This is a genomic window from Candidatus Contendobacter odensis Run_B_J11, assembly GCF_000531125.1.
Lineage (GTDB): Bacteria > Pseudomonadota > Gammaproteobacteria > Competibacterales > Competibacteraceae > Contendibacter > Contendibacter odensensis.
Genome location: NZ_CBTK010000038.1, coordinates 1 through 11,149 on the forward strand (window position 1 = coordinate 1; position 11,149 = coordinate 11,149).

Annotated in this window: 11 protein-coding genes and 2 pseudogenes; 7 read left to right on the top strand and 6 right to left on the bottom strand. The window is 56.9% G+C overall.

The window, feature by feature from the left end; all coding sequences use genetic code 11:
• The 4 genes and pseudogenes from BN874_RS03430 to BN874_RS03445 form a co-directional block, all read right to left on the bottom strand.
• Positions 1–696: pseudogene (locus BN874_RS03430) on the bottom strand (BREX-1 system adenine-specific DNA-methyltransferase PglX); the annotation flags it as partial.
• Between the two features lie 67 nt (positions 697–763).
• Positions 764–4,180 (bottom strand): BREX system P-loop protein BrxC, encoded by a 3,417-nt coding sequence (gene brxC, locus BN874_RS03435; protein ID WP_034430846.1) that lies wholly within the window; start codon positions 4,178–4,180, stop codon positions 764–766.
• A 167-nt stretch (positions 4,181–4,347) separates the two neighbouring features.
• The gene (locus BN874_RS03440) at positions 4,348–4,902 is read right to left on the bottom strand and encodes a DUF1788 domain-containing protein (protein ID WP_034430847.1); all 555 of its coding nucleotides are present in this window, start codon (positions 4,900–4,902) and stop codon (positions 4,348–4,350) included.
• Positions 4,889–5,848, bottom strand: a complete 960-nt coding sequence (locus BN874_RS03445; RefSeq protein WP_081756111.1) for a UvrD-helicase domain-containing protein — start codon at positions 5,846–5,848, stop codon at positions 4,889–4,891. The genes BN874_RS03440 and BN874_RS03445 overlap by 14 nt, the downstream gene beginning before the upstream one ends.
• On the opposite strand from BN874_RS03445, the gene BN874_RS24965 reads away from it, so the two are divergent.
• Positions 5,804–5,992, top strand: coding sequence for a hypothetical protein (locus BN874_RS24965; RefSeq protein ID WP_195912088.1), 189 nt, complete (start codon positions 5,804–5,806; stop codon positions 5,990–5,992). The genes BN874_RS03445 and BN874_RS24965 overlap by 45 nt on opposite strands.
• Positions 5,993–6,499: 507 nt before the next feature.
• A complete protein-coding gene (locus BN874_RS03450) occupies positions 6,500–6,724 on the top strand; it encodes a hypothetical protein (RefSeq protein ID WP_034430848.1) in 225 nt (74 codons plus the stop codon).
• Here BN874_RS03450 and BN874_RS03455 read toward each other — a convergent pair.
• Positions 6,721–6,900 (bottom strand): hypothetical protein, encoded by a 180-nt coding sequence (locus tag BN874_RS03455; RefSeq protein WP_034430850.1) that lies wholly within the window; start codon positions 6,898–6,900, stop codon positions 6,721–6,723. The two genes, BN874_RS03450 and BN874_RS03455, sit on opposite strands and share 4 nt — an antisense overlap.
• Before the next feature lie 307 nt (positions 6,901–7,207).
• On the opposite strand from BN874_RS03455, the gene BN874_RS03460 reads away from it, so the two are divergent.
• The 5 genes from BN874_RS03460 (at position 7,208) to BN874_RS03480 (ending at position 10,029) form a co-directional block, all read left to right on the top strand.
• On the top strand, positions 7,208–7,612 hold the full coding sequence (locus tag BN874_RS03460; RefSeq protein WP_034430851.1) for a helix-turn-helix domain-containing protein: 405 nt from the start codon (positions 7,208–7,210) through the stop codon (positions 7,610–7,612).
• Entirely contained in the window at positions 7,587–8,009 is a 423-nt protein-coding gene (locus tag BN874_RS03465) for a hypothetical protein (RefSeq protein ID WP_034430853.1), read from the top strand. Before BN874_RS03460 ends, BN874_RS03465 begins: the two co-directional genes overlap by 26 nt.
• Positions 8,010–8,109: 100 nt before the next feature.
• Positions 8,110–8,847, top strand: a complete 738-nt coding sequence (locus tag BN874_RS03470) for a hypothetical protein (protein WP_154724723.1) — start codon at positions 8,110–8,112, stop codon at positions 8,845–8,847.
• Entirely contained in the window at positions 8,837–9,712 is an 876-nt protein-coding gene (locus BN874_RS03475) for a hypothetical protein (protein WP_034430855.1), read from the top strand. Before BN874_RS03470 ends, BN874_RS03475 begins: the two co-directional genes overlap by 11 nt.
• A 116-nt stretch (positions 9,713–9,828) precedes the next feature.
• Complete coding sequence (locus BN874_RS03480) at positions 9,829–10,029, top strand: hypothetical protein (RefSeq protein ID WP_034430857.1); 201 nt, start codon at positions 9,829–9,831, stop codon at positions 10,027–10,029.
• Positions 10,030–10,437: 408 nt separating this feature from the next.
• On the opposite strand, the pseudogene BN874_RS03485 reads toward BN874_RS03480, so the two are convergent.
• A pseudogene (locus tag BN874_RS03485) lies at positions 10,438–11,149 on the bottom strand (IS3 family transposase); the annotation flags it as partial.

Here is an 11,149-nt window from a genome sequence, read left to right on the forward strand (position 1 = left end):
CGTGTTATGCAGCAGAAACTCCACCATGTAATCCTCGGTGAAAAGCTGCGTCACCGGCGACAGTTCATCCGCCCCAATCTTCTTGCCTGACCGATTCACCTCATCCTTGCGCTGGGCCTGCCAGAACTGATAGGTCCAGCCCAGCGCATCATCAGCCCGGAACACCTCAGCGGGCAGCGCGTTGAGCAATTGGCGCAACGCCACCTGATCGTTCATCGCCACCGGCAACTCCAGCACCGGATCATCGCGCCGAAACACCCCCGGCAAGGTCAGACTGGCAAAGCGGCAGGCCAGATCAAAGCCATCGCGGGCGTTCAGTTCCGGCGCCAGTTCCTCGCAATCCGCCAACGTCACCGGAACGCCGCCATTGGCCTCATCGGTCATCAGCAAATCATTCTCGGTCAGAAAGCGCGTGAACAGCAGGCGATGCCAATGCTCATACGCCGCCAGCTCGCCCAGATGGTCAATCTCCTGACTGCCGGAACGCGCATCGCAGGCATCGCCCAAAGCGTGCCCTCGCGCCCGCAACCGATCCCGCAACCGGCGCTGCTCGTCCGTCATGTGAGCGCGGGATTCCGGCTCATGCACCGCCAGATACTCCAGCGCCGCTCGACAGCCTGATTCAGCCCGGACGCGGGCCGCCGTGGTGGTGTTTTCCAGGAGCTTGCGGTGTTCTTTGGAGAGGGAAGTCGGCATGAGGGGTTTGGATCGTCCTGTTGAGTAATAGTAGGGCGGGTTAGCGAAGCGTAACCCGCCATCACGGTTAGAGAATTACCGGCCCCTCTTGCAAAGCCGCTTCAATCACCGTTTTAGCCTCCTGCAACCACGCCTCCAGCTCAACGGCATCGTGAAGGGTCGCCGCAGTCAATGTTACCCGCCGGGCTTTCGGCTCCGTAGCGATAATGGCAGCGGCCAGCGCCTTGTCAAACTGGGCGGCTAAGGCATCGGTTTGAGACTGCCCATTGGCCAGAGAACACGATTGCAGCGCCGCCAGCAGTTGTTGATCGGAACCCATCGCGGGAATAGCACGGGGCAAAGCTCCGGCATTGGCGAGCAGGGTTTGGCGCTGTGGTTCCGGTAGTTGCTGCCATGCCGCATGACCGCCAATCCGCGCCATCTGCGCCGTGAACTGATCCGCATGGGCCTGATGCGCCTGGGTTAGTGCTACACGCAGCGCATTAGCCGCCGCTTTAAGCACCGGAGCGACCGGATCGGGATCATCCAGCAACGAACGATTAGCGCGAAGGGCGATCAGGGTCGCCGTCAATTTGGATTGCTCAGCCAAACCCGCCGCCTGAGCAACCAGCTTTTCCGCCAAAGCAAAAGTCGGTAGCCGTTGCCCAATCGCTTGGCCGGTGACTTGCCAGGTCTTGAGCTTCGCCGCCAGGGTCTCCCGCTGCTCATACAACGCCATCAGCAATTCATTACCGCTGAGTGATTCAAGCGCGATCCATTCCGGCGCAGTCGGCGCGAGGGGCGCTGGCGCATCCCCGCCCGCTTGCGCCGCTAATGCCTTGGCGTGGCGGACTAACTCCACAGCGTCAGCAGCTTCCTGGCCGGGCGTGGTCTTGGGCAAACCGGCTTCCTGGAACAGCTTGCGAATGCCGAGTTTCTGCACGGCAGTCAGCACGACAGTTTCAGTGCCGAAAGACGCCGAACCGAGCTTTTTTTGATCGACTTCCGCCAGCGCCAGCGGATGACCATTCAAGCGGGCGGTGAGGTGATTGCTGGCGAGGAGCGTGGTCAATACCCCGTCAATCGCATCCTGCGACCAGCCATAGGGCGGAGCGTTAAATTTCTTGCGGATTTCTAGGCCGGTCTTGCCCGCCCCCATGAACGCGAGGATCGCCGCCGCGACTGGGTGCGTTTGCGGGTCACCGCTAAATCCTACCTGCTCCAGAGCGCTGGCCGAACCGTCCTTGGCTTTCTTAAACACTTGCGGCCACTTCGCCCCGTCGCCGACGTGAAAGTTGGGGTAGAGCCGACTCAAAACCTGTTGGGCGGCAGCTTCAACGCCTTCTTTGAGGCTGATCAACGCCTGCTCCTGTCCCCCGGATAGAAACAGCCGCGCGCCTCCCAGAATGTGTCCGATGAGATCGGCGATGCGCCCGTTTTCCGTATGTTGCTTGGTTTCCATCGCCCGTCGGCATTCCTTGCCCTCGATTGAGGTGGGTACGCCTTTGAAATGCAGCGTTTCCTCGGCGGCCTGCGCGGCGGCCAGGGCATTTTTGAGTTCGTCGGCGTGGGCTTTGGGCAGAAACAGGTGCAGGGTCGGATCATCCGTGCTGAGTTTGCGTAGGTCCGCTAACACCGAGGCTTCGGGCGCAGAAAATCCATCGCGCACCCAGAGCGTGATGGCGTCGCTGCTCTCCGGTCGGCTTTCGCTATGGTGGACAACGATTTTGCGGCGTTCCTTGGCTTCGCCGTGAATCACCGACAGGTTGCCCAAGGTCTTCGTCAAACTTTGGTCGAGGTGCTGGCTCAATCGGGAGGCGATCAACGGCTGATCGTTCAGAGCCGCCGCCCGGCGCTTGCGGAATTCCGCTTCCCAAGCCGCGCCTTCAGTGGTTTGCAGGCGGTATTCGCTATCCACCCTCATCAATACCCCGTCCTGCTCCATCACCCCCAGCAATCCGGGAAGCTGTTGGCGGAGTTGGGTGCTGCCGGTGATGAGGTCATCACTGAGCAAGTCGGCCAAGTGTTCCGGTTCAGCGCGAACCCCTAAATCGGTGCCGTGTTCCCGAGGCAGTTTGTTGATCAGAAACACCAGCGCTGCCACCCGACTGCGTAACACGCCATCGGCAAGCGTCTTTTGCTGTTCGATGATTTCCTGGAACCGCTTCTGCATTTCGCCGGTGCTGACCAGATCATTAGCAATCTGGTCGTAGAGAAAATCGCCCGGCACGACCGCGCCGAGTTCTTTATCGGCATAAACCCGACAGGCTTCATGCACCACCCGCAGTTGGGTTCGCATCTGGGCGGCCGTGCCGGTGACATCCACCGAATGCAGCACCCGCTCCCAAAACCGGCGGCGCACCGGCAACAGCGGAAAATCGGGGAGATAGGCAGGGGTGTCCTCGGCTTGCGCGGCGAGCTTGGTCGCTTTCAACTGGCGGGTCATCTCGCCTTCATGCCGGGCGATCAAGGCGTTGAGGTCGGCCTTTTTATCTTCGCGCTTTTGTAAAACGACCGTTCGCACCACCTTTTCAACATCGTTGTCCTTGAGATGAATCTTGATGGTGAAGCGGCCCATCAGGCGCTGAAGATTCGCCGTGTCATTGAGGGCGCTCTGGCCGGTGCCGACGATCATCACCCGCCCGTCCATGGCCTTGCTGAGGGCTTCGGTCACTTCCTGAACATCGAGCGCCAGTTGCGCGTCTTGGCCGATGAATTGTTGCACTTCATCCAGCACCAGCAGTGTGCAAGGGAGTGCGTCATGGGAGGCAATCGCTTCGCGAATCACCGCGCACATTTCATCCATGCCGACATCATCCACGTTCGGATAATCGGCCCGCAGCAATGCGCCCACTTGACCCGGATCCTTCAGGTGGTCGTAGCACTGGATATAAGCCCTTGCCACCGCGCCCGAGCTATAGAACCGCCCCACTTCTTTATCGAAGTCTTTGCCCTGATCGGCAATAGCGCGTTTGAAAGTCTCAAATTGACCATCGCGCTTGAGGTGAAGGAGGAATTTAGCGTAGGGATAACCTTCCGGCAGTCTCACCGATTTGAAAAACAGGCCCATGACGCGCAGGCGCACACTGCCCATTCCCGCTTTAAGCGTACCGCCGGCCATGTGCAGACCGTTATGGCGCTTGCCCAAAGTCGAAATCTCGGCAAGCAGATCGGTAATGTCCTCGGGGAGATGGGCAATCGAACGAGCAGTAGCGCCATCAGGAAAGGCATAGTTGATCCAGAGATAGCGTAGCACTTTGGCCAAATGCGATTTCCCACTCCCATAAAAGCCGCTAATCCATGCAGCCTTCTGTTCTGGACTGTTGAAGTTATCGCGGTAGCCCTGAAGAATGCGGCGCATCCCGCTCAGGTATTCGCCCTCGCAGACGAAGGATTCAAGTTCATACCGCAGCGTGTCATTGTCTTCGGTGTTATTGCTGGAGACGCCCTCATTGACCAGTTTCCACGTCAGCGGGTCTTTCAGAAAAATTTCTTTGGTTTTCATGTGATAAAAATTCGTGATGTAGGGCGGGTTAGCGAAGCGTAACCCGCCAATGTGGGAAATCCCCGTTAATGGCGGGTTACAGGCTAACGCCCTAACCCGCCCTACTTTTCACACCGGTAATGGCTCATGGCGGGTTACGGGCTAACGCCCTAACCCGCCCTACTGTTCTACTTTTCGCAAAGGATCGGGGCAGCCAGATAATTCCAGCCGGTGCGGGCGTTCAGAAACCGATAGGTGTTGCCTTCCCGTTCACCGGGGAAAAAGACCAGCAGATAGCCCACAAAAGTTTGTTCGAGACTCTCAATCAAATCGGAAACGTGCAGAAAGTCATAAAGATCCATCAAGCCGGTCAGGGCAAAAACGGTACTCTCCGGGGCAGCAGCGCGGGTTGCTTCAGTTTGGAAGAATGTGGTCAACGCCGCTTTCCATTCGGTCTTGGCGTACAGATCAACATCATCGGGATTTTTGAACCATTCCGCCCGTTCTTCTTCATCAACAGTAGCCAGCCACTGCGCCAGACGGCCTTGCAAGTCAATCCGTATCCAAGGATGACCGGCAGCTTGAGTCAGAACGGCAAAATCATCCAGCCGATGGATCAACCGCCGTTCTTCTTCTGCGGGATATACCGCAAACCAGACCCGCTGCGAGGCGGGTAAACCCAGCCGTAACGGCATTTTGATATGGCTGCGGTAGTTTTCGAGCAGTAGGTCAATCCGATTCATGAAGGTAAGCCTGTTCTTCTGGGGTCAATAGAGAGGAAAAATCAAATTCCACAATATCCGCTGCTTGTTTCAGCGAAAGCAAGCCACGCGCAGCAGCGAGCGAAAGCGCCGCTTGCAATGAGGGTCGGTTCGCGGCAACCAGATCGGCAAAAATGGAGTTGAGCAAGCGCTCGCCGCGCAGCCCGGTTAGATAGCCGACAAATAGAGCGTAGGCAGCAGAAAGTGGACGCGGATCGGGAAAGCGCCGAACCTTCTTCGCTTTACCGGTGAGATGCTCGCCAACAGTCCACGACGTGTTCACATTTTGGGCCATTGATTTTTTCATCGCTGGACTGAACCGATCTGGAAAACCATTTTCCAGATGCCGTTCCATCGCGGATCGTTCCAGCGTCTCGCCCAAACGCAGGGTGCGGATTAACTCAAAGCTGTGACGGAGCTGCGGGTCACGGGCATAGGCGCTCACCAGACAAAGTTGAGGTAGAGCCTCTAAATCATCGTGGCCCAATGTCCAGAGGACGCGAAACAAGGCTTTGGAAGGATCCAGACCATAGAGTTCGGTTAAATGTCGGAGACTTTTCTTGCGGCTGCTCAGAGTCGGCTTTTCCAGAGCATTCTCTTCAACGATGACCCTGGCGAAGTCGTCTTTTTTCACGGAAAGCGGCATCTCATTCACCAGTGAGCGCATTTCCAGAAACATCATCGAGCGGGCTGAGTGACCGCCGATTCTGGCGTTGGAAAAACCTAAGCAAGGGATCGACAAGGCGGCTTTTTCGGTAAAGGTGGATAGGAAAATCTCATCGAGCCGGACGCCGTGAACGATAATCAGGTTGACGGTGCGCCACAACAGCACGCGAGTTTTGCCGGAACCGGGACCGGCGGGAAGGTACAACGGGTCGTCAACATGAATAACGTCTCGTTTCTGCGCTGCATTGGGTGTGCAGCCCACGTCGGTTCAGAGGGTGGAGAGGTTCACGGCTTTTCTGCTCATGAGGGCGTGACCAATGCCGTCCGCCTGCGGAGCGATACGCCCAACATCAGCATCCGGCTCCACCGGATCGCCATCGTGCGCTTGTTTTTCATTTTTTTCTGAATGGTTTGGAGTTTTTGAAAGATGTAGCACATTCCTTGCCAATTCCGGCAAAAATATCAAATCGTTTTATATCATGGACTTACGAAAAATGGGTTTTTCGCGGCCATTCCCGAAATTTGCAATTTTGAAAACAGCCCTGTTAATTTTGAAACGCACAGCAATGGAGCCGGGTATTGCGGCGGTTGCCTTGGCACGAAAACTGACGAACCGAATATAGAAAATGTTGCGCCTTTCCCTGCTGGAATTGACAGCCGTCCGGTGCTGACATACCGTAGCTTCACTACTAGGTATAAGCGGCTATCGCCCCGTCATCAGCGGTGGTTCACGTCTGCCCGTTCAGCATGGGCGTGTGGACGCGAGTTGTTTAGCTTCGCCCCCAAAGGCGTGGTTGATAGGGGGAAATAAGGCCCGGCCTGCCGTGTGCGCGAATCACCCCAGCCGACTTATACCCGGTAGTTGAGACCACGCCACTCTCAACCTGTGTGGCGCAGTGTGGAAACCGCCGCCATGTCGAAACCCCTGACTGCTTCAGTGACTCCGCTGCGTTCTGCGGCTCCCGTCCCCGAAAAACCCCGCCGCGCCAAGTGCGACCGTGACGTGAAGCTGCATATCCCCGAAGCGGTCTATGACGATCTGGCCCGCGTCGCCCGCGCTGACCAGCGCCCGGTCAGTGAATATATCCGCGTCCTGCTGGAACGGCATTTATATGGAACCGTGGGGGCGGGCGGTTAGCGATAATCATGGCGCTTCGGTATCTTTGGCTGATTCTGGCCGGTTTGAGTCTGGGAATAGTCCCTGCGGCCGAAACCCTGACCGGCAAGATCGGCGGCGTCCATGATGATGAAGCGTGGCGCTATCTCACCCAGTGCGGCTTGACGCGCTTGGATGGCGATGGGACGGGGTGCCATGCGCGGCGTTGTTTCAATAGGAACTTCAGATGTCGTCAGCCGAAAAGTGATCAGGTTTGGGGTTTGCGGCTTGCCCTGATGAAGAAGTAATGAAGATTCTGGACAGAACGCATAAACTTAACTTATAAGTTAATTATCAATGGAAATACAGGTTGTTCATACCGCTCGATGGCGAGTTGCCTCTCCGGTGATTAATGGGGTTCGTGGACAGCCGGTAGCGGCGTTGAGTGGCTGAAGCGCAACGAATCCATGACCAATACACCTGTGCCAAACAACAAGGTCGCTTGCTGATTAGAGAGGAGTCCTGATGACTACATTTACTGAACTGCTTCATTGCGCCGAACAACGTGATGATTATTGGGCGGAACACGCCAAGCTGGATTTTGCTATCGATCTGAAGCGCTTGATGGATCGCCAGCAACTTCGCAAAACGGACCTCGCGACACGCCTTGGCGTCAGTCCCGCTTATATCACCCGGGTGATGCGCGGCGATGCCAACCTCACGATTGACAGCATGGTGCGACTGGCTCGCGCAGCGGGCGGAACCCTTCACCTTCATATTGCGTCGCAATCCGCGAAAGTGCGCTGGTTTGACGTGTTAGCGCATTCAGCCTCATCCCCTAAGCCTGAAAAGATGGCAAGCCAGTGGGCGAAGGCGGCGTGTCACTTGAGGGACGGACAACGACATGGATCATTACCCCTGGCAGCTTGAGAATTACTTTTTCACCCACCAAGAAGTTCGCGCCAATCCGGATCATGATCCGGACGGGAATCGCCGAGGGAGCTGTATCAGCCCGCTATTAAACAAGACTGAGATTGAAGGGCGACCTAATGCGGTAGGACTTGAAGTGTCTATTACACTCGATGAGTCGCAAAGCAATAATCCACCCTATTTTTTTACCGTTACCGCGTTTGGCGTTCTGGTCACTGACTTGGAAATAACCGATCAACTGCGTGACCAAGCCGTGGTGCTTGGGGTTGACCTGCTGATTGGAGCTATCCGAGAGCGGGTAGCCACGCTGACTTCGCGCGCCCCTTGGGGAGCGTTTGTGTTGGGGCCAATCCCGCCAGGTCGCTTGAATGTTCCGCCCGCTCACTCCGATGGTTGATAAAGCGCCTTACGATGAAGGGCTGCAACTTGTGCTGGATTTGATCAACAGCATTTCAATACTCCACAAAGACAAAGCCTCCTACGATAAGGCGTAATGCATGGACTCTCTTCGGCTGGGTATGCTGTTGCCGGGCGGGCGTCCGGTGGGAGACGGGATTAATCACGCGCAGCGTGCGCCGGTACTGACCCGCCAAGGGGAAGTGATGGCGATTGTTAAAGAACTCCCGCTCTACGAATTGATCACCGAAATTCTTTGTGCGCTATTGGGACGCGAGCTCAATTTGCCAATTCCTGAACCTCTTTTGGTTATCGATCCTGCCCAACAACTCCTGGTAGCAGGCAGTGTTGACGTGGGGTATCCCAGTTTGCATCAGCCAGTACTGGCCGCACATCTGCCGTTGATTGCGGCGTTGCTCCAAGGGTGGCCGGCGCTGGTTCGCTCCGCCTGTTTTGATGAATGGATTGCCAATCCCGACCGGCACGGTGGTAACCTATTATTTGATGGGCAGGGATTCTGGTTGATTGACCACGGCTTGGCTCTGCGGGTCGACCCAGCGACGGTCACCGTTAATCATCTGATGACGACAGCGATTGCCGCACGCACCGATGAATTGGCGCGACAACGGCTGAAACGTGAGGTCACCCAGATTTACGCCTCCTATACGGACGATTTATTGCTGGCCGCTGAACAAATCATCGCCACGGCGGATATCCTCAACGCAGCGATTCCGCTTAATCAAGGACTGCACTTTTTGCGGCGTCGCTGGCTCGCGTTAAATTCAATGACTGCACTGCGGATTCGCACGACCCAGGGAGACCTGGATTATGGACACTGAGATCACTCGACTCGATTTTTCCGGCTTTCCAAAACTTCCCGCTTATCAAGCCCGCTGGTCGCCCGTGTATTGGGAACCAATAAGGGGGTCTGGTGAACGCCTGACCGCGTTGATTGGCGTGATGGGCGCCGATGGCGCGGTGGAGGTTATCCAGTCGATCCGCCCGGATACGCTCGACTGCATGTATGGTGCCTATGCAAAAAACGCCAAAGGATTTTTGGATTTAGGGATGGCGAGCTTGCGCTGCCATCTGCAAACCTTTCGTGAATTTTCCGGGTGGACGGCTCCCGTCGGCGGATTCTCTTTAGGCCCCATTTTTGAGGCGCGTTCGGATACGTTATTTGGGGTGCTTCGTCAGGCCATTCAACTGAGCGCCAGCTTGTCGGCGCTGGATGACGCCGATGAGGAGAACGAAAGCGCGACGCCCAGCAATGAACAACAACGATGGGGCAACCAACTTCGCGCCCTGGTCGCCAGCCAGCGCCCCGACTTGGCGGCATTTTTCAATGTCAAGATGCGGTTTCGCCCAGATAGCCGCCCCATTCAAATGGGTTTTTTGGGGATGGGCATGGCCGCGCACTTTGGTGTCATCCGCCCCAATCGGGTCAGTTCCGCCATTCGTGATGCCCATGCCAAGTTATGGGAACTCCAGCAAGCGAAGGAAACGTGTCTGGATGTTTATAAAGCGGGACTCTTGTTGAATATCCCGCTGGCTGACGATCCGCAATATTCGCCTGAACAAATGAAAGCGACGCGCACGGCCATCAATGGTCTACGTCAAGAGGCAGGGGACTTGCTTTGGTTGGAGACGGCGACCCTCACCGAAGAAGCCGCCGAGGTTCTGATTCAACGCATCGCCGCATAACTTCTTTTCCAACCTAAGCCGCGAAACGGGGCTTGTGGGTGCTGAAACCGGATCAGCGGCGTCCGCCCTGGAACTGCTGGCATCAGATGTCTCAGTAAAGGATTTCCAGGAACATAATGCTATTCCGTGGCAATGCTGATCCCGCAGTGATGCTGTACTGGCTGCGGCAAGCGGCGCAACAAAGCTATGCGTCGGCCGTGGTCAGTCTGGGCGTGCTGGTGCTGAACGGTGATAGTGTGCCGCTGTACGGGCTGAAGCGTATCGCTGGTTTTGGGTGGCTGCGAATCAGGGCGATGATGAGGCCGATCAGATACTGATCAGGTTAAGCGCGGTATTGACCGAGGCCGAATGGCTAAGTGTGGTGAGGTGGGAGTAAATGGCGCTGAAGGCTTTACACCCATTGGGAGATTGTTGGAACTTTGTACTTCATCGTTCAACTTTGTTAAACGTCGCTGTGCAATGGTCGGCGATTAACTTATTGATAATGAATAAAATTAAATGGTGTTCAGGCACTCATAATGCCGGGGTCGGTGGTTCAAGTCCACCCGTAGCCACCATTAAATCAATCACTTAAACCGCCTTTTACCACGCGCAGTTTCGGGCGGTACACATTTTGGTCACCTCCTGTTTCCTCGGTTGGGCGATCCACATAGCGGCGCAAGTGTTCCACCGTAAAATGGGCGTAGTGAACCGCCCCGGGAATTCCGGAGGCTAATTGCGGTGAGTCACGCCGCCATGGCGGACTCGGTGAGTGGGCGATAGTAGGCTGCTTCGGCCTCAGCCGGCGGAATGTAACCCATCGGCTCCAGCAGTCTGCGATGATTGAACCCGTCTACCCAGGTCAGGGTGGCCCATTCCACCGTCTCCAGGCCCTGCCAAGACTTCCGGTGGATCCCCTCGGCCTTGTACAGCCCATGGATGGTCTCGGCCAAGGCGTTGTCGTAGGAGTCGCCGACGCTTCCCACCGAGGGATCAATGCCCGCCTCGGCCAGGCGCTCGGTATAACGGATCGACACGTATTGCACCCCGCGATCGCTAGGGTGGATCAAGCGGCTCGGGCCGAACGGCTGGCGTGCGCAGAGGGCCTGCTCCAGCGCATCCAGCACGAAGTCGGTGCGGGCGGAGCGGGACACCTTCCAGCCGACCATGTACCGGGCGAACCCGTCGATGATGAAGGCCACAGAGACGAACCCCTGTGCCGTAGATACCTACGTGAAATCGGATACCCACAGCGCATTCGGACGCTCCGCCGGGAACGGGCGGTTGACCCGATCCTCAGGACCGGCGGCTTCCGGGTTGCTGACCGTGGTTTTGACCGGCTTGCCACGCCGCACACCTTTCAGACCGAGCCTCCGCATCCGCCGCTCCACCGTGCAGCGGGCTACCTCCACGCCTTCGCGCCGCAATGGCCGCCCAACCTTGTCCGCACCGTAGGCC